This window comes from Flavobacterium agrisoli, assembly GCF_016522065.1.
GTDB classification, from domain to species: domain Bacteria; phylum Bacteroidota; class Bacteroidia; order Flavobacteriales; family Flavobacteriaceae; genus Flavobacterium; species Flavobacterium agrisoli.
Map to the genome: position 1 here is coordinate 64,668 of NZ_JAEHFV010000009.1, position 22,584 is coordinate 87,251.

The window sequence follows — 22,584 nt, forward strand, 5'->3', positions numbered from 1 at the left end:
TTGGGGTTTTAATTTTTTAAAAATTGCGTTTCAAAGGTAGTCGAATTTCCCACATTATCGGTTACAATCAATTTTAAATCATTTGCGCCAGTTGCCACCATGCCGTCATCGAGATTATGAGTAATTTTTCGGTTTTTATACTCGTATTCAAATAGAATCCATTTACCGTTTAAATAACCATTATACGATTTGATTCCGGATAAATTATCGTTAATAATAAATTCGATGTTTTTTTGGTTTTTAATGTCTTTTCCTTCAATTGATTTGGTGATTTTTACAGTTGGAGCAATCGTGTCTATAGCCAATTGAAATTGACCAAGATTTCGAACTTTTGCTGTAAAAACATCATTTTGTAAAGTAGTGCTGTTAAAATCAATTCGCTTTCCGTCTACGCCTCCAATAAAAACTTTATCTCTGTTGCCAGCGCCAAAATTTTTGTCGGTCATGGTTATGATGTAATAGGAGTGAACCGGAACAGTTTCGTCGTGTATGATGGCTTTATTATCTATTACGTCAAAATTGAGGTTAAAATCATTGTAAAAAGTACCTTTCGGAAAAAATACGGTCACATTCTCTTTTTCGAACATACTGTCTTTGTCTGAATTAATTGGGTATTTAGCAGCCGTTTTTTCTTCGGGAACGATAGCCGGAAGCGAATCATATTGAATCGGAATATGAATGGTGGTGGTGTTGCCATAAAAATCCGAAACTTCAATTCGATACGTCGAAGCTAAATTGGGAACAATGGTTAAAATTCCGTTATTTTCATCGGTTTTAATAATGCTTAATGGGAATTTTTTTCGCATAAAAAGTTGTTGCACTTTTTGCCCTGTTGTTTTGTACTTTTCATAATCCATTAAAGCGTTTATGTAGCGCATTTCGTCAAACGAATAGGTGTCGAAAGTGTATTCGTAATTGCAATTTCCGTTAAAAAAAGAAGCTACTTTGTACACACCATATTTAAAAGGTGAAACATTGTCTTTGTCGCGAACCGTTATGCCAAATCCGATTTTACCATTACTGGCTACATGGTCGGCCAAATAAGAACCATCAGATTGTAATTTCACATTCAATACCAGCGGTCGGCGTGATTGGTTTACAGTTGTGTTTTCATTAATTGGGTACACATAAAGCGTAGATAAAATGGGTTTTTGCGTGTCTTTAAAACTTTGGTCAAAACCAAATAACATCGGGTTGATGATTTTTTCGGTTTTAGAATCGCGTATTTCAAAATGCAAATGGGGACCACCAGAGCCACCTGTATTTCCCGAAAGGGCTATAATTTGCCCTTTTTGCACTGGTAATTCATTGGGTTTTAAAAAAAGTTCTACTTCATAAGCTTGCTGTTGGTATTGTGCTTTTTTGATGTAATTTTCGATTTCTCCTACACCACTGCTCAAATGGCAATAAACGGTAGTGTAGCCATTTGGATGGGTAATATATAGTGTTTTTCCGCCGCCATAAGTCCCAATTTTAATTCGAGATACGTAACCATCGGCTGCCGATAATACTTTTAAACCAGTTCGTTGTTGGGTTCGGATATCAAAACCAGCATGAAAATGATTGGTTCTGAGTTCACCAAAATTGGCTGAAAGTTGCAGCGGAATTTCTAGGGGAGAGGCAAAATAATCTTTTGGATAATTATTTTGTGCCATCATCAATTGGCAGCTCAAAAGCGCTAAAAAAAGGAATCTCATAAATTAGGTTTTGGCTAAGGTAAAAAAAACAAAGCAAAAAAAAACGTAATAAAATCAAATAAATACAGGATAAAATACACATATTATTTTTTTATTTTAAAAAAATCGATAAAACATTGCAATAATAAAAAGGAATACTAACTTTGTATGATTAAGTAATGAAATGTGCTAAAATGAGTGTAATTGCAGAAATAATTGATACTCTTGAAAATAAGCTTGAAAAGCTCTTGAATAAGACCAAAAAGATAGAGCAAAACAATCAAGAATTACGTTTAGAGATTCAAAAAGCTGCAGCTATTATACAAAAACAATCACAACAGATTGAAGCTTTGCAAAAGCAATATGATACACTTAAAATGGCCAATTCGTTATTGGGCAGCGAGGATAATAAGAGAGAGACTAAGCTTAAAATAAATTCATTAATTCGAGAAATTGATTACTGTATAGCGCAATTATCAGACTAATAACATGAACGAAAAGCTTAAAATTAAAATATCAATAGCCGATAGAGTGTACCCCTTAACGGTGGAACTCAATCAAGAAGAAGGACTTCGAAGTGCTTCAAAAAAAATTGATAGCATGATTAAGCAATTTGAAGAAAATTATGCCGTTCGTGATAAACAAGATGTTTTGGCTATGTGTGCCTTGCAATTTGCCGCACAAGTAGAACAAAAACAATTAGATAATGCCATTGATGGTACAGAAGCCATTGACCGAATTAAAAAAATTAATTTAATTTTAGATCAATATCTCGATCAATAATATACGTTCTTTACATTAACTAAGATACTGCCTACATTAGTTCACATTTGGTAAACTCAACACTAACAATTTAGAATGAGCGAATCATCGTTACTATAGCAAGCCAATTTAGTTTGGAAGCTTGAACAACGAGTTAGCTCAAAACTTGTCTTTACGAGTTTATACAAGCAACCTAATGTAGGCTTTTTTTATATATAAATTTTTTAAACAAACCATGGACATAATCACAATTATACTTTCAGTCATTGGCGGAATAGTAGCAGGATTCGGAATTGCAAAAATCATTGAAAAGAGTAATATCTCGAATTTGATCAAAAATGCAAAAAAAGAAGCCGTTTCTATTATAAAAGATGCCAATCTTGAAGCAGAAAACATTAAAAAAGACAAAATTCTTCAAGCAAAAGAAAAATTCATTGAACTTAAAGCAGAGCACGAACAAGTAATCTTAACGCGTGATAAAAAAGTAGCCGAAGTAGAAAAAAGAGTTCGTGATAAAGAATCTCAAATATCAAATGAATTGTCAAAAGCAAAAAAAGCAAACGACGATTTAGAGAGTAAAACGTCCGAATTTCAATCTAAAATTGAGGTTTTAGAGAAAAAACAAGCCGAAGTAGAACGTTTGCATAAAAGTCAGTTGCAACAATTAGAAGTAATTTCGGGACTTTCTGCCGAAGAAGCCAAAGAACAATTAGTAGAAGGATTAAAAGCAGAGGCGAAAAGCAAAGCTATGTCGCACATCCAAGATACGATCGAAGAAGCAAAATTGACAGCGCAACAAGAGGCTAAAAAAATAATCATCAACACCATTCAACGAGTAGGTACCGAAGAGGCGGTAGAAAACTGTGTATCGGTTTTTAATATCGAATCGGATGATGTAAAAGGTAGAATTATTGGTCGTGAAGGACGTAATATTCGCGCTTTGGAAGCGGCAACAGGAGTAGAAATTATAGTAGATGATACGCCAGAAGCGATTATTCTTTCCTGTTTTGATCCTGTTCGTAGAGAGATTGCACGTTTGTCATTGCATAAATTGGTTACAGATGGTCGTATTCACCCAGCGCGTATCGAAGAAGTGGTGGCTAAAACGACCAAACAAATTGATGATGAAATCATTGAAGTTGGAAAGCGTACGGTAATCGATTTAGGAATTCACGGTTTGCACCCAGAATTGATTAAAGTGGTTGGACGTATGAAATACCGTTCTTCTTATGGACAAAATTTATTGCAACACTCCAGAGAAGTTTCTAAGCTTTGTGGTATTATGGCGGCAGAATTAGGACTGAATGTAAAATTAGCCAAAAGAGCTGGATTATTGCACGATATTGGTAAAGTGCCAGATGCCGAAAGTGATTTACCTCACGCATTATTAGGAATGCAATGGGCTGAAAAATATGGAGAAAAAGAAGAAGTATGCAATGCAATTGGAGCGCACCACGATGAAATCGAAATGAAATCATTATTAGCACCAATTATTCAGGTTTGCGATGCTATTTCAGGTGCAAGACCAGGTGCTAGAAGACAGGTTTTGGATTCGTATATCCAACGTTTAAAAGATTTAGAAGAAGTTGCTTATGGATTTGGAGGTGTAAAAAGCGCCTATGCAATTCAAGCCGGTAGAGAACTGCGTGTGATTGTAGAAAGTGAAAAAGTTTCTGATGACAATGCCGCTAATCTATCTTTTGAAATTTCTCAAAAAATTCAGACCGAAATGACCTATCCTGGTCAGGTTAAAGTGACTGTAATCAGAGAAACTAGAGCGGTTAATATTGCCAAATAAGACCGATTTAATTATATAAAAAAGGGATTGATATCATGTCAATCCCTTTTTTTATGAAATCATTTTGCTGAAATTAAGGTTGTCCGGTTGCTTGTTTTAAATAGGCACCGCCAGGAATTTGCATTTTATCAATTAGTAAACCAATTTCGTTCAAATTAAAATTGCCTTTTACATCCATTAAAACCGACTCTCCGTTTTCAGGACTGTTAACAAACATAAACAATTCTTTTACTTGCGCATTCGTTGCCCCTGAATCGGTGTAAACGGTTGCTATTTTATTCCCTTCTTTAATTTGTTTTAACTGGTTTAAATTGGTTGTTTTAATATAGTTCTCGGCCGTTATTTTCATTTCTTGACCCACATTTGGATTGGTGGTGCTGAAAACTTTTAAATCATCAATTTTTTTGGTGAGGTTTAAATAGTTTTGCATTTGAGCATCGTTACTATCGGCATGGACTTTACTCATCAGTTCAAACATTTTTTTGTTAACAAGGATGGTGTTTACATCATCCATGCCATCGTATTTGTCTAAAGTGCTTTGTGCATAAAAGATACTCGTGGTCGCAACCAACACAAAGCTTAATATTGATTTTTTCATATTACTTAGATTTTAAATGGGCTATTAAAAGCACCAATTAGTAGAATAGGAAATCGATAATCATGCCATAAATTGTTCGATGCTCTTCTAATTCTAATGCTAATATACCAATCAATTTTCAATAGGTTTTAAAAAGAGGCGGCTTTTCTATATTTATTTTATAACAATAAAAATTTTTGGCTCGTTTTTTGTTGTTAAATAAATGTGAAATTAAAACTAATTATCATACTTTTACGTTAACACCCTATATCTATAGCGTTATATGAAATCTACTATAAAAATTGTTGCAGCGGCATTATTAGTTTTTGCTTCTTTGTTTTCCTGTCAAGATCAAGACGATGTTGATTTGACTAAAGAAGAAAATCTAGAAGTGCAGGATTTTATTTGGAAAGGACTCAACCAATATTATTTATGGCAAAAAGATGTGCCTAACTTGGCAGATAATCGCTTCACTAATCAAAATGAATTGAATAAATTTTTGGCAAATTTTGATGATCCATTTGATTTGTTTGACGCTTTGCGAGTTGCGCCTAATATCGACCGTTTTAGTTGGATGGTTGATGATTATACGGTTTTAGAGCAATCGTTTCAAGGAATTGTAACCTCAAACGGAATGGAATTTGGCTTATCGTATAAACCGAATAGCAATTCTGAAATTTTTGGTTACGTAAAATATGTGGTGCCAAACTCAAATGCGGCAACAAAAAATGTACAACGAGGGATGCTTTTTTATGGCGTTAACGGAACCCAACTTACGGTAAACAATTACCAGTCCTTATTAAATTTAGAAAATTACACATTAAATTTAGCCGATTTAACTAATGCGACAATTGTTCCAAATGGAAAAACAATAATTCTTTCGAATTCTGTATTGGCTGAAAACCCAATTTTGATTCAGAAAGTAATTGAATCGGGAAATCATAAAATTGGTTATTTGATGTACAATGGTTTCTACCCGGATTATGATGCAGAACTGAATACCGTTTTTGGTAATTTTAAAGCAGCTGGTGTAACCGATTTTGTTTTGGATTTACGTTACAATGGTGGAGGATCTGTACAAACGGCAACGCGTTTGGCTACTATGATTTCGGGTCAAACAAAAGATAAAGTTTTCGCGAAAGAAGAATGGAATGCTAAAATCATGGAATATTTCAATAGCGAAGATCCCGAAATGTTAAAAAATTATTTTGTGGATGTGGTAAACGGTAATCCGGTAAACAGTTTAAGTTTAAGTAAGGTTTATATTTTGACAACAGCCAGTACGGCATCGGCAAGTGAATTGGTGATTAACGGATTGAAACCGTATATGACTGTAGTGCAAATTGGCGACGTGACTACAGGTAAAAATGTAGGTTCGGTAACGCTTTATGATTCGCCTACCTTTTTAAAAGAAAATGTAAATCCGTCTCATAAATATGCCATGCAGCCAATTGTACTGAAAATTGTAAATGCAGAAGACGAAGGAGATTATTTTAATGGAATATCGCCAGATTTTAGTTTGAAAGAAAACTTAAATAATTTAGGTATTTTAGGCGATGTAAACGAGCCGCTTTTAAGTAGCGCCATTTCAAAAATAACCGGAACTGGTAAAGTAGCATCACAATCGTTTTATACTTTTAAAAGATTTAGTGATACCAAAGCGATGTTTAACCGCAACCAAATGTACATTGAAAAAGCACCCGAAGGACTTTTGCGTGCTTTACAACAATAAAAAAAAATGGCTTTCCATTTGGAAAGCCGTTTTTGGTACAACTAAAAACAAATAATTAATTAAAATAAAAACCATTTGGACCTACACCCACGGTAAGTTCTTTTTCGAGTGTGCCGTTTAAAGAGTAAATATAAGCTTTGCTGTTGGAAGCAAAATCGCCTCCATCGGCAATATAAATACGACCATCGTTAACGGCAAAACCATACATTTTTCCGTAATCAGAAGTGGATGTATATTCAAAAACAGGAGTAGTAGGTGCTGTAGTAGCAGTACGATTCATTTGATAAACCCCGGTATTTACGGTAAAATAAATAACATCATTTTCTATGTCTAGATTTTTTGCACCATCAAGGGATGCGCCTAATGTAACTTTTGAAATAGAATTATCAGCTAATTTTATTTTTACAATTTCACTTCGGTTACCATACGGACTTCTCATTACGTATAAAATTCCGTCTTCTTCTTCCATTGTATCAGCATCATAACCAATGGCAATTCTACTTTCTACTTGATTGGTGTTCGGATTCACCACAATAATGGCATCACTACTGTAAGGTTCTGAAACGTATAGTTTGTTGTTTGCCAACTCAATACGGTTGGCTGTGCCGTTTAACGGAATTGTAGATTCTACCTTATTGGTTTTTAAATCGATAACCGCTATAAAATCGTCGGTGTCACCTGTTTCTGGATTGGCATACGCATAGGTGTTGGCATTGGTAACGTAGGCTTTTCCATCTTTCACTACACCATAACGAGGAGTTTTTAATCCGCTCTCAATTTTAGCAAGCAATTGAAAAGTGTAACGGTTTACAACGTTAATTACATTGGATCCTCCCGCAATAATATAGGCTTTATCGCCATCAAAAAAAATGTGCTGCAAATAAGTACCAATATAGTCGTTTCCGTTTACGGTGCTGTACACATTTGCGGTAAAAGTGCTTTGATCATCGCTTAAAAAAGAAACAGAACCACCGCTCGAATTTCCTTCGTTTAAGATAAACACACCATTATCATAAACCCCTTTTGGGTCGTTGGTTTTATCATCGTCATCGGAACAAGAAATAAAAAGCGAGGTGCATAAAGCTACTACTAACAATTTAGTGAGTTTCATAATATTAAAATTTAAGGTTTAAGTACAGGTTATAATTTCGCCCAGGCATGGGTCTATTTTCGAGGCTTTCGTATGCCGAATTCCATAGGTTTAAAACTTGAAAGCCGATTTTAAAAGTGTTTAGAAATTTCAAATCATAATCAATTCCTATATTCGAAACTGTATAGGCCGGAACAATTTTACTTGGATCATTGTCCGACTGTGTAAACACCATTCCGTTATATAAAAACTGATACGTAATTGCTGCTTTTTTGTAACCATAAGCTATAGAAGCTGTGGTTTTATGATAGGGAACAAAAAAAAGCTGCTTTTTGGTTTCTCTATTTTCCGATACAGTATAAGCATAAGTAGCATTGCAGCTGATATGATTTTCGCCAAAATGCGTATTCCAATTCAATAAGGTTTCTGTTCCGTAACTGTTTACTTTATCGGTGTTTTGAGGAGCCCAAATGCCGTTATTAGCCGGAACCCAACGCAGCAAATCATCTATTTTATAATAATAAAAGGTTTGTGTAAGACTGATTTTTTTGAAGCTAAAAACATTTCCGATTTCAGCTTGGTACGAATTTTCGGGTTTTAAATCGGGGTTTCCGCCTTCTTCCCAATACAAATCATTAAAAGTGGGAATACGAAAATTTCGAGATAAATTGATTTTTAAATGATAAAAATTTCCAAAGCCAACAGTCGAACCAACCGAAAATAAAACAGGCGATTTGTAATTGGTAGTAAACTCTTTTCGAATACCATACTCGGTTTGCCATCGATCGGTAATTTGTTGTTTAGTCAAAAGAGCAACCGAAGTTATGTCGCGACTGTGATCGCCAAATCCACTTCCATAACCCTTTGTTTTGGTGTAATCGACTATTCCGTTTAGGTTGAAGTTTTTTGTAATGTGATAGCCCAAATCGGCTTTAGAAATCCAACTTGTCGTTTTTCCATAGGTGTAATTAGGTGACTCTATTTCGGGAAAATAGTGATAATCCTCAGTAATGTAAGCCATTTTTAAGTTGGTCGTTAATCCATTAAAATTACCCGTATACGAAACTAAATTGCGATTAAAACCATTTACATATTTGGATTTGGTTTCAGTTGGAGAAACTAACGACGTATTTCGGTCGGTATTGGAAGTTTGACTGTAAAATTGGAGTAAGTTCGTTTCATTTAATTGATAGGCAAGATTGGCATTAAAACCAATTATTTCGTATTCCCCATTTTGATTCCATAATGGCTCTCCTTTCCAATTGTATCGACCAATATAATCGTAATCGTTGGTAGAACTGTTTCGAGAAAAACCAACTTGGGTACTCCATTTTTGGGTGGTATAATTCGTTTTATAATGAATACCCTGTGTGTTAAAACTGCCGTAATCTATTTTTAATTGATTCTCAAACCGATTTCCAAATGCTAAATCGGTATTCAAATGCACAGAACCTCCTATCGCGCCACTTCCGTAAATCACACTTCCTCCACCTGCTTTTACGCTAACCGAATTGAAATCGGCTCCCGAAATAGTATTAAAATCGGTACTGCCATTCATTTGCGAATTGATATTGATGCCGTTCCAAATTACTGCAGTTTGGGAGGCCGTCGTGCCCCTAAAAGCGACTGTCGAAAGCATGCCACGACCGTATTCTTTAAAATACAGTGTAGAATTAAAGTTAAGTAAATCAGTTAATAACGCTTCGTTTTGCGTGAGGGTAGAGTCGTTAAATTGTAAAATCGTTTGGCTTTCCGAAAATTGCTGTAAGTTACGGTCAGACACCAATACTTCTTGCAACCGATTGATGCTATCGTGTTGGGCTAAAATCAGTTGGCTAACAAAGAGCACTAATAAAAGGATGTATTTTTTTGCTGTCATATTTTCTAAACTCTTTTTCCCGAGAGTTCGATTTTAATGCAAAAAGGCAGGTCTCCTGGCTCGCGTTTTGTTGATTTCCTTCCCACTCTACCGAGCAGTGGCTTGTAGTGACCAACAAACATTCGTTTTCGAACTAAGCTTACAGTTGCGGGTACAGCTCAAGTTTTACACTTGATTCCCTTTTAATGTGCAAAAATAGCACAACCTAAACGCGCTGCAAATATACTGTTAAATAGTAGCTTTGTTGTGTTTTTTATTCAAAATAATAAACAAAATAGTAGTTGAACTTTATAGTTTTGATTCCGAATGAGATAAAGGATATTCCGTTCGGATAACTGCTCCAAAATCTACTTTAGTAGCAAAGGCTTCTGCTAAAGGAATTTGTTCAAAATAACATAAGATGCTCCGAATAATTCCCGCGTGCGCTACTATAATGACATTTTGGGTTGACAGATTCTTAATTTCAGATTCTATAAAATCAAGTACTCTTTGATGTAATTTTTCAAACGATTCGCCATTTGGCACCGCAACCGAAACAAAATCGGTCATCCACGGATTGAGTATCTCTGTCGGAATTTCGTTCCAAGCTTGCATTTCCCAATCACCAAAATGCATTTCCATCAGGCGAGCATCCACTTGTATTTTTTCTGTTTTGTTGTGTAGCTGTAAATAGTGGGCTAGCTGCAAACAACGCTGTAGCGGACTAGAAAATAAAACGGCATTATGAGGAAGTTGTGTTGCTATTTTTTCAAAAGCAGTATCATACGGCTGCGCAATTGCTACATCGGTTTGGCCATAGCAAATTCCTTTGGGAACAACCGTTTCGGTATGTCGGACTAAATAAATTTCCATAATCCTATAACCGAAAGATAAAAAATAATTTCACAAACTTGTTGTGTGGCTCCCAAACAATCACCCGTATAACCGCCAATCCATTTGGTGAAATAATGAGCTAAATAACTTCGGGTAATCCAAATGGGTAATAAAACCAACAGCATTTTCCATTCGAAAAAAGCCAAAATACACAAAGGTACTAAGCCAAAGAAAAAAGCGCCCGCAACTTCTTTCCAACTATAATGTTGTGCAATGGGTTTGCTTTTGCTCAAGGCATCTTCGCGCACATATTGATGTGTAAATACAATGCTAATGGCCGCCAACCGACTAATGGAATGACCGCTAATACACAACAAAGCCAAAATCAAGAACGCGTTATTCAATTGCGAGCTAATCGAAAACAATTGGAGTAAAACGGTGAATTTCAATAGAAATAAAAGAACCAAACCAATGGCGCCATAGGCACCTATTGCGCTGTCTTTCATGATATGCAGGATTTTTTCTTTGGTCCATCCACCGCCAAAACCATCGCATACGTCGGCAAAACCATCTTCATGAAAGGCGCCTGTGGTCAAAATACTGGCTATTAATGCCAAAACAATTGCAATGTTCGTATCAAAAAGCAACGAACTGAGGTAGAAAATTCCGAAGAAAATAAATCCAACAATCCAGCCAATTAGCGGAAAATAGCGACTGGGTTTGTTTAAAGAATCAGGGTGATGATCGATATGTTTCGGACAAGGAATTCGGGTGTAAAATAGGAGCGCGGTAAAAAATAAATGGAGTTGTTTTTTCATGTTTTAATCTTCTTTCTGACTAATTCCAGCACTTTCAAAACTGGCCATTTCGTTAAAAAAAGCCACTGCCGATTGGATAATAGGGAAGGCCAAAGCACAACCAGTGCCTTCACCCAAGCGTAAATCCAAATCCAATACAGGTTCGGCTTCTAAGAATTGTAATAATTTTTGATGTGGTTTTTCGGCCGATTGATGGCAAAATATAGCATTTTTTTGAATGTTGGGTGAGAAGGTTTTGGCTATTAAAAAAGCTACCGTACAAATAAAACCGTCAACTAAAATCAGCATGTTGTTTTCAAAAGCAGCCAACATACCACCGGCCATTTGCATGATTTCGAAACCTCCAAAATGAGCAAGTTTCGATTTTAAATCGGGTTTTCCATCGAAGTTGGAGAGTGCTGTTTGTAAAATATGTACTTTATGATGCCATTTGTCCATGCTAATTCCAGTTCCTCTTCCTACGCATTCTTCGATTGGGAATTGGGTTAAAATATGCATCAAGGCCGAGGCCGAAGAGGTATTGCCAATTCCCATTTCGCCAAATCCAATGCAATTACAACCCGTTTTAGCAATTGTATTTATAGTGTTTTTACCCCCTTCAAAACACAACTCGAGCTCAGCAAGTGTCATTGCCGAAGTGGTTAAAAAAGACTGTGTTCCTTTGTCAATTTTCGCATTAATCAGTTTTGTGTTGGTAGGAAAGTCGTAATTAACGCCTGCATCGACAATACAAAATTGAATGTGATTTTGTTGGCAAAATACAGTAATAGCAGCACCATTGTCTAAAAAATTGGCTACCATTTGGCGCGTAACATTTTGCGGATAAGCACTAACACCTTGGTTCGCTATACCGTGATCGGCTGCAAATACGACCAAATGTGGTTTTTGAAGCGTAAGAGTTAAGGTTTGAAAAACCGAAGCAATTTGAAAAGCAATTTTTTCGAGTTTGCCTAATGAACCTAATGGTTTTGTTTTTTGATCAATTTTGGTTTGAATACTTTCAGCAGAAATTTGGGGTGTGGCATTTTGTTTTTCTTTTTGAATTTGCAATTGAGTTTGCACCAATTCATTTATTTCTGAAATTTCGGTAACCGCCGGTAATTCCGATTTTTGTTTCCATTGCAATTGTTGCAACATGGGCTGGTTGTCGTAATTTGTGGCGGGCTTACCTATGCAAAAATAACCTAGCGGCTCAATGTTTTCGGGTAAATTTAGGATTTTTTTAAATTGATAATAATTGATTATCGAAACCCAACCCATACCAAAACCTTGTTCGGTTAAGGAAAGCCAAATATTCTGCGCGGCACAAACAGAACTGAATTTTACTGCTTCATTGCTGCCCACAGTCCCAATGGTAAAACTGTTTAAAACCGAGCGGTCGTATGCTATGACCATGCCAATTGGGGCTTCTTCAATCGCTTCTAATTTCAACGATTTGTATTTGCTTTTTTGAGTAGCATCATCGGTTAGGTCACTCGCTTTTTCATTATAATCTAAGAAGAGTGATTTGATTGCTTTTTTTACCTTATCCGATTTGATGATATAATAACGAGTAGCATCTGTTAAACCCACCGATGGGGCCCAATGTCCGGCTTGCAACGCTTTTTCGAGTACGTGCTCCGGAACAGGCTCATCGGTAAAATGACGAGTATCTCTTCGTGATTGCATAATATCATCTAACTGACTCATAAAATTCTTGTTTTAGTTATCCTTTAATTTTTACCGGAATTCCCGAAACCATCAAAACAACTTCATCGGCTTTTTTTGCCAAATATTGGTTCATCCAACCTTGTAATTCGGTAAATTTTCGACCAATGTGGGTTGGGGCATGTACACCCATTCCAATTTCGTTAGTCACTACAATCAAAGTTACGTTTTCTTGAGCTATCATTTTTTCAAACTCCAATTGTACTTGTGTTAAACTTTCGGTAACATCATTTTCGGTATCTACAAAAAAGTTAGTAAGCCAAAGTGTCACGCAATCAACTAGCGCAATTTTATTTGAAAAGTCAATTTCACTTAAAAATTTCTCTTTTTCAATATTTACCCAACGTTCATCTCGGTCGCTTTGATGACGATCTATCCGAGTTTGAAAATCAGCATCCCATTTTCGTGCAGTAGCTACATAAATAGGTTCGTTGGAGAGTTGTAATGCTAATTTTTGAGCATAGCTGCTTTTTCCGGAACGTTCACCACCTGTTATTAAATAAATCATATTGTATTTTGGTATTTTAGGATTAATAGGGACAATGACGACAGCCGTTTTGGCAACAATATCCTCTTTTTAAATGGTACCACGACGTAAAAACGTAATTTCCGTTTTCTACATAATAATCCAAATCGGGAATTAAATTTGTGCTTTTGGGAAGCAAGGCTGCTTTATTGTTAACGGCTGTTTCGGGTGTGGTTTCGGCCACAAACTGCTCGATACGATAGAGGCAACTTTGTTTGAAACAAGTCGGACACAAACAATCACCGCCCGTTTCCAATTCGAAAATAGGAGGGAAATCATTGCACCAGCAGCTTTTACCGCTTACACTGTCGCCACAACTAAATTGGTTTTCACAAGCACTGCAAATTTTTATTTTTTGTTTCGCCATTGTGTAAAGATAGTATTTGTTGTATTTTTCACGAATATTAATAAACAAGAAATTTAGAAATTCTCCTACCTTTGTGAGCATCCAAAAAGATAATTTATGAGATTTAATATAGGCAAATCAATTTTCGTGTTTTTACTTGTAATAATGGTTTCGTGTAAAAAACAGGAAAAAATTGAAATAGTCGAAACACCAATTGTACAAAATAGTATTGAATATGCTTCGGGTTTATCTATTCAGAAATACGAAGGCTATTCAGTAGTAAAAGTGAGCAATCCCTGGCCTGATACCGATAAAAAGTTTACGTATATACTGAAAGAAAAAACAGCTCAAGTACCCGATAGCTTGCAACAATATGCCAATATTACGGTTCCGTTAACTTCAGTAGTGGTTACTTCTACCACGAATATTCCGTTTTTAGAAATGTTAGAAGTAGAAAATAAATTGGTGGGTTTTCCGCATACCGATTACGTTTCTTCCGAAAAAACACGTGTTTTAATTGATAATGGAAAAGTTAAAAATGTGGGGCAAAATGAAAAACTGGATATTGAACAATTAATTGATCTGCGTCCCGATTTGATTGTAACATTTGGCGTAGATAACAACAACCCGATGTTAGAAAACTTGCAAAAAAGCGGGCTTAGTGTTTTAATTCAAGGCGATTGGATGGAGCAATCACCACTTGGAAAAGCCGAATGGATTAAACTTTTTGGTGCTCTTTTTGCCAAAGAAGACAAAGCCAAAGAAATTTTTGATAAAATAGTAACCGGTTACAATCAAGCGATGAAATTGGTCGAAATGAGCGATGCCAATGCCACGGTTTTGTATGGTTCAATGTACCAAGATAAATGGTTTGTGGCACGCGGTAGCAGTTGGGTGGCGCAATTTATGAAAGATGCTAAATCCAATTATTTATGGGCTGATTTAGAAGGTTCAGGTAGCTTAGGACTTTCTTTCGAAAAGGTTCTTGATAAAGCCAAAGAAGCCCAATTTTGGATTGCAACAGGTTCTTTTAAATCCTTAGCTGAATTAGCGGCGAGTAACACCCATTACAGTCAGTTTACGGCTTTTACCACTCAAAATGTATACACTTTTGAAAGTAAATTAGGAGCTAAAGGTGGAACGATGTATTACGAATTAGGTCCTAGCCGACCGGATTTGATTTTGAAAGATTATATCAAAATTTTTCACCCTGAAGTATTACCGAGTTACGAATTCACTTTTGCTCAAAAATTAAATTAAAACAGTTGAATCCTTCCCGAAAAAATAGCTTTTTATTTTTGGCACTGGGTTTCTTCTTGGTGTTTTTGTTCTTGTTGAACCTCAGTTTCGGGTCGGTAACCATTCCCATAAAAGCGGTTTTTGCGAGTTTGTCGGGTGGCGAAGTAAGTAAATCTACTTGGGAGTATATTGTACTCAATTACCGTTTGCCCAAAGCCATTACGGCTGTTTTAGTAGGAATGGGGTTGTCTGTAAGCGGCTTGCTCATGCAAACCTTATTTCGAAATCCTTTAGCGGGTCCTTACGTATTAGGGCTGAGTTCGGGCGCTAGTTTAGGTGTGGCTTTTGTGATTTTAGGAGCTGGTTTTTTGCCGGTTTTTTTGCACGATATAATCCTTTCGTCTTACGGAATCGTATTGGCTGCTACATTTGGCAGTACCTTGGTTTTGTTGTTGGTAATTTTGGTTTCGCAGCGACTACGTGATACTATGGCAATTTTAATTGTTGGTTTAATGTTTGGTAGTTTTACTTCGGCAATTGTAGGAGTGCTTACTTTTTTTAGTACGGCCGAACAATTGCAAAAATTCACTTTTTGGTCTATGGGCAATTTGGGTAGTCTTTCTTGGACAGCCATTTCAATTTTGTCGGCTTGTGTTTTGATTGGGTTGCTACTGAGTTTAGCGAGTGTAAAATCGCTTAATACATTATTATTAGGAGAAAATTATGCCAAGAGTCTGGGGTTAAATCTTGCTAAAGTTCGTTTGCTTATCATTTTTGCTACCGGAATATTGGCTGGAAGCATCACCGCTTTTGCAGGCCCTATCGCCTTTATTGGACTAGCAGTACCACACATAGCGAAACTTTTTTTTCAAACAAGCAATCATGCTGTTTTGTTTTGGAGTACCTTGTTAATGGGCGCCGCTATTTTATTATTATGCGATTTATTATCCCAATGGCCAAGCGATACTGCCTTACCAATAAACGCCGTAACTTCTATAGTTGGAGCCCCAGTAGTAATTTGGTTGTTAATTCGGAAACGAAATTACCATTAATTGTAGAGTAAACTGAAAATGGAAAAGCAACAAAATATATTGGTTACTCAGGATTTGACCATTGGATATACTTCTAAAAATGAAGTTACAACCATAGCCAAAAATATAAATATCACTTTGCAATCGGGAATGCTCGTGGCTTTGGTTGGTGGAAATGGAATAGGAAAATCGACTTTGTTGCGCACCTTAACCGGAATTCAAAAACCAGTATCAGGAAGTGTTTTGCTAAATCAAAAGTCCATTTCGCATTTTAAAAGAAACGAACTTTCTCAACAATTAAGTGTAGTCTTAACCGAAAAATTACCGCCCAGTAATTTGTCTGTTTTTGAATTAGTGGCTTTAGGAAGGCAGCCCTACACCAATTGGATCGGTTCTTTGTCCAATGAAGATTCAGAAAAAATAAAGCAAGCCATGTTACTTACACAAATTGAGCATTTGGCCGAAAAAAAGCATTATGAAATTAGCGATGGTCAGTTACAAAAGGTTTTAATTGCAAGAGCTTTGGCACAAGATACTCCATTGATTATTTTAGACGAACCCACGACCCATTTGGACCTGCAACACAAAGTTTCGTTGTTTAAATTGCTTAAAAAGTTAACGGTCGAAACGCAAAAGTGTATTTTATTTTCTACTCATGATGTAGATTTGGCTATTCAATTAAGTGATGAAATGATTTTGATGACACCCGAATTCCTTGCCCAAGAAACTCCTTGCAACCATATCGAAAAAGGAAATTTTTCGCGTTTGTTTGAAGATGATAGTATTGTTTTTGATCCCGAAAAAGGAAAATTTATTGTGACTTAATTTAACGCAAGGCAAGTTGTCTTTTGGCTTCACCAATTACAAATGCAACCGAATTAGCGATATTAAAACTTCTAATTTTATCCGACATCGGTATTTTAAGCTGATTTTGAACCTCAAAATTAGAAATAAATGCAGCACTCAAACCCACGCTTTCTTTTCCAAAAACCAACCAATCGCCATCTTGAAATTCGATATCCAAATACGAGTTTTTAGCATGCGAACTCATCAAAAAAACACGTGATGTATCTGGAATTACCTCCATCCATTCGGCTACATTTTGGTATTCGGTAACATCCAAATGCACCCAATAATCCAAGCCAGAACGTTTTAAATTCTTGTCGTTAATAACAAATCCAAACGGATGAATTAAATGGAGTTTGCTTTCGGTGCCCACACACAACCTACCAATATTTCCGGTGTTATTTGGGATTTCTGGTTCAACCAAAACAACGTTTAGCATTTTTTTATAGATTAAAAGAGTAATTATTCAGATTCTTTATCCAAAGTAAAAGAGTCAACTTCTAATACTTCGCCTGCTTTTAGATTTTGCAAATATACATTTCCAATACGCACCCGTACAAGTCGCAAAGTGGGAAATCCAACGGCCGATGTCATTTTTCGAACTTGTCTAAATTTACCTTCCCGAAGAGTTATCGATAACCATGAGGTCGGGCCATGCCGTTCGTCTCTAATTTTTTTTGCGCGAATACCAAAATCCGGAATATCGGTTACGATACGTGCCTGGCATTTTTTGGTTTTGTATTTAGAGCCGTCTAAACCAATTTCAACACCTTCTTGTAATTGCAAAATGGCTTCGGGAGTGACTAGTCCATCCACTTGGGCGTAATACTCTTTTTCTACTTTTTTACTGCGTACCAACTCACTCATCATGCCGTCGGTAGTCAACAAAAGCAAGCCCTCGGAGTCTTCGTCTAAACGACCTATAGCCATTGTTCCATCTGGAAATGGGTATAATTCGCCTAATAACTTTTTCTTTCGTTTCAATTCATATACAAATTGACTCAAATAACCATAAGGTTTAAAAAGAAGAAAATGTCGGTGCATGCTTAAAAATTTGAGCAAAGATAGGGGTTAGGTCATAGTACTGCTATTTTTGAGGAGGAAATAGATTAAATTAGAATTACATTTTTTTATTAATAAAGTCAATATTTAGGAAAAGATGAATAAATTATTAGGTTGATTTTATTCTTATAGTGCATAACAAAATGATAAACGCCACAAAAATTGCGGCGTTATAGTAGTGTATTTCGTAGATTAAAAATTGACATTGATTCCAAAATTAAGTCCCCATTGAAATTGATTAAAGCTGTTATCCTTCATCGGATTGAGGTAATAATTCATGCCGGGTTCTACAAAAACATTTGTTTTTTTCAATACTTCATATTGCAACGTACTGCTCAATTTCGAACCAAAAACATACTCGTTTACATGTAAGGTTTCTCCAATTGCATTGCCGTCTAAACTGACTTCATTCGAGATTAATTTACCCATAAAACCGCCTGTGTTAAAGCGAATGTTTGCCTTTTTGCTGTCTAAAACAGAATACGAGATTTCAAGAGGTATTTCTAAATATTGCAAATTTTGATCAATAGTAGCCGTGGCAGTAGTGGTATTCTTGGCTTCGGTATTCGTTGCAGAAGCAAATACATAATTGGGATTTGAACTAAGATAGGTTGCATCATGCGTTACCTTAAAAAAGTCGTTCGTAGCCATGTTGTTCATCACATTTACTTGTTTGTTATAGTAGGAAACATTGGCAATAGACTGACCCAATTCGTTGATTTTTAACCCAGCGCTAACACCCCATTTTTTATTGAGTTTGTAATTGGTTTTGATGCCATACGTGGTTCCTTGCTTAGAGGAAACAGAAGTGCCTAACACTTTTTTATTGGAAAGATTTTCCGAATCGGTGACTCCGGCATATACGCCCAAAGACCATTTGTTAGAGGAAGAGGATTTGGTTTTTGGCTCTTCGGTTTTGGTTTCTTGATGTGCCAACGTTTGTTCAAGTTGTTGTAATTCTTGGGCTATTTCGTTTTGTTTTTCAGACGTATTTAAAAGCGTTTCCGAAGTCGTTTCAGATTGTGCTGCAATAGGGTAGTGAGTATTTTCCACAACTGCGATTGATTCTTTCTGTAAGGTTTTGTCTTTTGAAAATAGGACTGAATTTGAATTTTGATATGAGGAATGAACTGGCGAATTCGTCACGAAATGAGCTAGGCCTGAATTAGAATTTATGCTAGTTGTATTCGAAGGTGTGTGAACTGAAATTTTTGTTTGAATAACCGAATTTTGCTGAAGCGTTCCTTTTGCATTGGCATTGTATTTGGAACTAGAAATGCTTTTCTCAGCCGAAGGTACTTTTTCAGGTTTTATATTCGGTTCTTCAATGACTATTTTGTTTTGGATGTCGATTGCAGGCGATTGGATGTCGGTTTTTAAATCCGAAATCAAAAACAAGCCACCCAAGCTCAATCCGATTACCAAGCTTGCGGCTACGGGCCACCAAAAAAGGGCACGTTTTTTTCGTTTGGGCGCATCCAGCTGTGCCTCAATCGCATCCCATAATTCGGGTGGAGGAGGAGTACTGTAATCGTCTAACGATGAAAAAATAGTTTCGATACCTTGCTTTTTCATGCTGTTCTTATTTTTATTGAAGCCAGAATCTTTTTTTGTAAAATGCTTTTTGCTCGGTTGAGGTTTGATTTGGAGGTTCCTTCGTTAATATCTAACATTTGCGCTATTTCGCGGTGTTTGAATTTTTCAAAAACATACAAATTAAAAACCATTCGGTATTGGTCGGGCAATTCTCTAATATATTCAAGTAGTTTTTCTTGCGGAATGGAGGGTTCTTCTATCGGAATTTCCTCCTGAATTTTTTCTTCAAAATCGACTATATCCAGTAAAAAATAGTCTTTTTGTTTCTTTTTTAATGTCTCTATCAATTTGTTGATGAAAATGCGTTTCAGCCAACCTTCAAAACTGCCTTCAAATTTATACTGATGCATTTTTTGAAACACAATAACAAAAGCTTCCTGAAAAACATCTTTTGCATCGTCTTCATTTTTCATATATTTCAAACAAATACCATATAACATAGGAGCAAACAATTGGTAAAGTTCCAACTGCGCTCCTCTGTCATTTTGTAAGCACTTATTAATAAGTAAGTTTAGATTATCGTTCAAAAAATAATTGTTTAGAAAATGAAGGTAAAAATAGCCTGCAAAAATAACACCTTTATTTCAGTTATGGGCATTACATAATTGGTTTTCAGTTGTTAAAGTAGTTGCAGGCAATTGATTATCTTACTTGCTAGTTGCTATTCATAGCTAGCCATTCGTTCTTGCAATGATTTTTTAAAGGCAATAATTTCGGTACTTTGATCGGCAGTATCTGCAGTATCAAAAAATACCGTTGTTTTAACACCATTCTGAATCAATTGAAAATAAATTCCGCCTTGATCCGCTGCATTTGGCGCTCCGTACGTTTTGGTTTGACCGTTTAAAGCTAAAATTTCGGCAGGTACGGTTTTAAGAAATTCGGTGTAATTTCCTTTTTTGGTTAACGATTGAAAGTTGAATTGATTAAGTTCGAAATTGCCATAAGGCACATTTAAATAACGCATGATATTCAAATCGGTTTCGCTATACAAATCTTGTGTTGGCAAGCTCCCAAAAGAACCAACAACCATATAATTGTTAATTTCGCTCACACGATTAAAGTAAATAGATTTTGTAGTTTTCGGAATCAAAACAAAATCATATGGGTTATTTAGCGTAGCCGATGTATCCGTTCCTTCTTCAGGTTCTTTTTCATAGTATTGTACCACCACTTCACAATCATTTTCTACGATAGAGCTAATGGCAATTTCATAACCAGTAGTCGATTTAGGTCCAGCAAAAATCCCTACTAACATAGTAGTACTAAAATCGATATTACTCGGAATACTAGTGTCGGTGCAAGGTGTAGCATTTGGAGTAAAAAAGGAATCCATTTTTTCTTGAGAAGAAACTACCAAAACCCCTGCTGTGGTAGGCATCGATGTTATGGTGTAATTACAATCAATAGGATAACTCGTAAAATACATGTTTTCGTAAACGCCGCAATTGGTAGTCATATCGGTGTTGTCGTTTAGGTCGCATGAAGTTAATCCGATTGCGATAAAAAGGCCTAATAAAATTTTTTTCATCTGTAAGCTAATTTTTTTGATTATACCTAATAGAGTACATAATGGCAAAAGGGTTGCGTTTTTTTTGATAAAAAATCTTTTTTTGAGAAGAAGTACGCTTTCTTGCAAAAGATTTATCACAAAATAGTGATTGGTTTTGCCTAAAAAAGAAGAGCCATAGCTGATAAACTACGTATTAATGCGTATTTTTACCCTTAAAAAAACAGAGTATGCAGGAGGTTTTTCCCATTTTAGTCGCATTTGGAGCTGCTTTGGCTATCGGATTTTATTTAGGAAGAATTATTTTCAAATCGCAATTAAACTCGCAAATGGCAGTTTTAAACGAAAAAAACCATGCCTTATCCCAACAACTAAATAGTGAGCAACAGCTTTTTCAAAAGCAGCTTGAAACAATACAACAGCAACTCGAACATATTCGAAACGAAAAAGATAGTTTGGCTATTCAATTAAGTAAAAAAGAAGTGGATTTTGAAAATTTATGGGAACGCAATAAAGAACAAAAAGCCGAAGTAACGCAATTGCAAGAAAAATTTACCAAAGAATTTGAAAATTTAGCCAATCGGATTTTGGAAGAAAAAGCAAGTAAATTCACGCTTCAAAACCAAGAAAACTTAAATCATATTTTATTGCCCTTACAAGATAAAATCCTAAATTTTGAGAAAAGGGTAGAGGATTCACACAAAGCGAGTATCGACTATCATGCGGCCTTACGCGAACAAATTAAAGGACTCAATACTATAAACGAGCAAATGACCAAAGAAACGCTCAATTTGACCAAAGCACTAAAAGGCGATAGTAAAATACAGGGCAATTGGGGCGAGTTGGTTTTAGAGCGTGTTTTGGAAAAATCGGGACTCGAAAAAGGCAGGGAATACGAAGTGCAACAGGCTTTTACCACCACAGAAGGAAACCGTGTTTACCCCGATGTGGTCATTCATTTACCCGACGGAAAAAAAATGATTATCGATTCGAAGGTGTCGTTAACGGCCTATGAAAAATGGATAAACGCAACCGACGAATTGGCACAAGCAACCTACTTAAAACAGCATCTTTTTTCCATCAAAAAACATGTGGAGCAATTAAGTTCCAAAAACTATTTTGATTTGTATCCGTTTGAAAGTCCCGATTTCGTTTTGTTATTTATTCCGATAGAGCCTGCTTTTGCCATCGCATTAAACGAAGATGCCCATTTGTACACCAAAGCTTTTGAGCAAAATATTGTTATTGTAACCCCAACCACTTTATTGGCAACCTTACGTACTATCGACAGTATGTGGACCAATCAAAAACAACAAGAAAATGCTCTCGAAATTGCCAGACAAGCTGGGGCTTTATACGACAAATTTGAAGGTTTTATAACCGATTTGCAAAAAATAGGGAAACGCCTAAAAGAGGCCGATACCGATTACAACCAAGCCATGAATAAATTAGTTAACGGAAGAGGCAACTTGGTAAGTAGTGTTGAAAAATTAAAAAAAATGGGTGCCAAAGCCAAAAAAAGCCTACCCGAAACTATCGTAACACAAGCGAATAATTCCAACTAAAAAAAGAGACT

22 protein-coding genes, 1 other RNA gene and 1 riboswitch are annotated in these 22,584 nt (G+C 36.0%); of the genes, 9 read left to right on the top strand and 14 right to left on the bottom strand.

Going from position 1 to position 22,584, the window contains the following annotated elements; all coding sequences use genetic code 11:
• Nucleotides 1-8: 8 nt before the first annotated feature.
• The gene (locus I5M07_RS15310) at nt 9-1,697 is read right to left on the bottom strand and encodes a M23 family metallopeptidase (protein WP_200107323.1); all 1,689 of its coding nucleotides are present in this window, start codon (nt 1,695-1,697) and stop codon (nt 9-11) included.
• 173 nt (nt 1,698-1,870) lie between these two features.
• Here I5M07_RS15310 and I5M07_RS15315 point away from each other — a divergent pair, with 173 nt between their 5' ends.
• From I5M07_RS15315 to rny, 4 genes are all read left to right on the top strand, one after another.
• On the top strand, nt 1,871-2,161 hold the full coding sequence (locus I5M07_RS15315) for a hypothetical protein (RefSeq protein WP_200107324.1): 291 nt from the start codon (nt 1,871-1,873) through the stop codon (nt 2,159-2,161).
• A gap of 4 nt (nt 2,162-2,165) precedes the next feature.
• On the top strand, nt 2,166-2,459 hold the full coding sequence (locus I5M07_RS15320; RefSeq protein ID WP_200107325.1) for a cell division protein ZapA: 294 nt from the start codon (nt 2,166-2,168) through the stop codon (nt 2,457-2,459).
• 54 nt (nt 2,460-2,513) lie between these two features.
• A non-coding RNA gene (gene ssrS, locus I5M07_RS15325) (6S RNA) lies at nt 2,514-2,620 on the top strand.
• A gap of 53 nt (nt 2,621-2,673) precedes the next feature.
• A complete protein-coding gene (gene rny, locus I5M07_RS15330; RefSeq protein ID WP_200107326.1) occupies nt 2,674-4,236 on the top strand; it encodes a ribonuclease Y in 1,563 nt (520 codons plus the stop codon).
• Nucleotides 4,237-4,309: 73 nt separating this feature from the next.
• Here the strand turns inward: rny and I5M07_RS15335 are convergent, their stop codons facing one another.
• Nucleotides 4,310-4,834, bottom strand: coding sequence for a DUF4252 domain-containing protein (locus tag I5M07_RS15335; RefSeq protein WP_200107327.1), 525 nt, complete (start codon nt 4,832-4,834; stop codon nt 4,310-4,312).
• A 262-nt stretch (nt 4,835-5,096) separates the two neighbouring features.
• Between I5M07_RS15335 and I5M07_RS15340 the strand changes: the two genes are divergently transcribed.
• A complete protein-coding gene (locus I5M07_RS15340; RefSeq protein WP_200107329.1) occupies nt 5,097-6,545 on the top strand; it encodes a S41 family peptidase in 1,449 nt (482 codons plus the stop codon).
• A 55-nt stretch (nt 6,546-6,600) separates the two neighbouring features.
• Here the strand turns inward: I5M07_RS15340 and I5M07_RS15345 are convergent, their stop codons facing one another.
• The 7 genes from I5M07_RS15345 to I5M07_RS15375 form a co-directional block, all read right to left on the bottom strand.
• Entirely contained in the window at nt 6,601-7,656 is a 1,056-nt protein-coding gene (locus tag I5M07_RS15345) for a YncE family protein (RefSeq protein ID WP_200107330.1), read from the bottom strand.
• Between the two features lie 4 nt (nt 7,657-7,660).
• On the bottom strand, nt 7,661-9,514 hold the full coding sequence (locus I5M07_RS15350) for a TonB-dependent receptor plug domain-containing protein (protein WP_200107331.1): 1,854 nt from the start codon (nt 9,512-9,514) through the stop codon (nt 7,661-7,663).
• 28 nt (nt 9,515-9,542) lie between these two features.
• A riboswitch (cobalamin riboswitch) is annotated at nt 9,543-9,738 on the bottom strand.
• A gap of 64 nt (nt 9,739-9,802) precedes the next feature.
• A complete protein-coding gene (gene cobC / locus I5M07_RS15355) occupies nt 9,803-10,366 on the bottom strand; it encodes an alpha-ribazole phosphatase (RefSeq protein WP_200107332.1) in 564 nt (187 codons plus the stop codon).
• Nucleotides 10,351-11,145: an adenosylcobinamide-GDP ribazoletransferase gene (locus tag I5M07_RS15360; RefSeq protein ID WP_200107333.1), complete on the bottom strand. Its 795-nt coding sequence runs from the start codon at nt 11,143-11,145 to the stop codon at nt 10,351-10,353. Before I5M07_RS15360 ends, cobC begins: the two co-directional genes overlap by 16 nt.
• A gap of 3 nt (nt 11,146-11,148) precedes the next feature.
• A complete protein-coding gene (cobT, locus tag I5M07_RS15365; protein ID WP_200107334.1) occupies nt 11,149-12,834 on the bottom strand; it encodes a nicotinate-nucleotide--dimethylbenzimidazole phosphoribosyltransferase in 1,686 nt (561 codons plus the stop codon).
• A gap of 16 nt (nt 12,835-12,850) precedes the next feature.
• Nucleotides 12,851-13,360, bottom strand: coding sequence for a bifunctional adenosylcobinamide kinase/adenosylcobinamide-phosphate guanylyltransferase (cobU, locus tag I5M07_RS15370; protein ID WP_200107335.1), 510 nt, complete (start codon nt 13,358-13,360; stop codon nt 12,851-12,853).
• A gap of 22 nt (nt 13,361-13,382) precedes the next feature.
• Nucleotides 13,383-13,745, bottom strand: coding sequence for a DUF5522 domain-containing protein (locus I5M07_RS15375; RefSeq protein WP_200107336.1), 363 nt, complete (start codon nt 13,743-13,745; stop codon nt 13,383-13,385).
• 96 nt (nt 13,746-13,841) lie between these two features.
• Here I5M07_RS15375 and I5M07_RS15380 point away from each other — a divergent pair, with 96 nt between their 5' ends.
• Genes I5M07_RS15380 through I5M07_RS15390 form a run of 3 tightly spaced genes read left to right on the top strand, consistent with a single transcriptional unit; the run spans nt 13,842 to nt 16,819 of the window.
• On the top strand, nt 13,842-14,984 hold the full coding sequence (locus I5M07_RS15380; protein ID WP_200107338.1) for an ABC transporter substrate-binding protein: 1,143 nt from the start codon (nt 13,842-13,844) through the stop codon (nt 14,982-14,984).
• A 38-nt stretch (nt 14,985-15,022) separates the two neighbouring features.
• Nucleotides 15,023-16,015, top strand: coding sequence for an iron chelate uptake ABC transporter family permease subunit (locus I5M07_RS15385; RefSeq protein WP_394369064.1), 993 nt, complete (start codon nt 15,023-15,025; stop codon nt 16,013-16,015).
• An 18-nt stretch (nt 16,016-16,033) separates the two neighbouring features.
• Nucleotides 16,034-16,819: an ABC transporter ATP-binding protein gene (locus I5M07_RS15390; protein ID WP_200107340.1), complete on the top strand. Its 786-nt coding sequence runs from the start codon at nt 16,034-16,036 to the stop codon at nt 16,817-16,819.
• A 1-nt stretch (nt 16,820) separates the two neighbouring features.
• Here I5M07_RS15390 and I5M07_RS15395 read toward each other — a convergent pair whose 3' ends face one another.
• The 5 genes from I5M07_RS15395 to I5M07_RS15415 all read right to left on the bottom strand — a co-directional run bounded on the left by I5M07_RS15395 (nt 16,821) and on the right by I5M07_RS15415 (nt 21,029).
• On the bottom strand, nt 16,821-17,279 hold the full coding sequence (locus tag I5M07_RS15395) for a tRNA (cytidine(34)-2'-O)-methyltransferase (protein ID WP_200107341.1): 459 nt from the start codon (nt 17,277-17,279) through the stop codon (nt 16,821-16,823).
• A 23-nt stretch (nt 17,280-17,302) separates the two neighbouring features.
• The gene (locus I5M07_RS15400) at nt 17,303-17,884 is read right to left on the bottom strand and encodes a pseudouridine synthase (RefSeq protein WP_200107342.1); all 582 of its coding nucleotides are present in this window, start codon (nt 17,882-17,884) and stop codon (nt 17,303-17,305) included.
• Nucleotides 17,885-18,094: 210 nt separating this feature from the next.
• Nucleotides 18,095-19,477, bottom strand: coding sequence for an outer membrane beta-barrel protein (locus I5M07_RS15405; protein ID WP_200107343.1), 1,383 nt, complete (start codon nt 19,475-19,477; stop codon nt 18,095-18,097).
• The gene (locus tag I5M07_RS15410; RefSeq protein ID WP_200107344.1) at nt 19,474-20,025 is read right to left on the bottom strand and encodes an RNA polymerase sigma factor; all 552 of its coding nucleotides are present in this window, start codon (nt 20,023-20,025) and stop codon (nt 19,474-19,476) included. The genes I5M07_RS15405 and I5M07_RS15410 overlap by 4 nt, the downstream gene beginning before the upstream one ends.
• A gap of 134 nt (nt 20,026-20,159) precedes the next feature.
• On the bottom strand, nt 20,160-21,029 hold the full coding sequence (locus I5M07_RS15415) for a protease complex subunit PrcB family protein (RefSeq protein ID WP_200107345.1): 870 nt from the start codon (nt 21,027-21,029) through the stop codon (nt 20,160-20,162).
• Nucleotides 21,030-21,238: 209 nt separating this feature from the next.
• On the opposite strand from I5M07_RS15415, the gene rmuC reads away from it, so the two are divergent.
• A complete protein-coding gene (rmuC, locus tag I5M07_RS15420; RefSeq protein ID WP_200107346.1) occupies nt 21,239-22,573 on the top strand; it encodes a DNA recombination protein RmuC in 1,335 nt (444 codons plus the stop codon).
• Nucleotides 22,574-22,584: the final 11 nt, after the last annotated feature.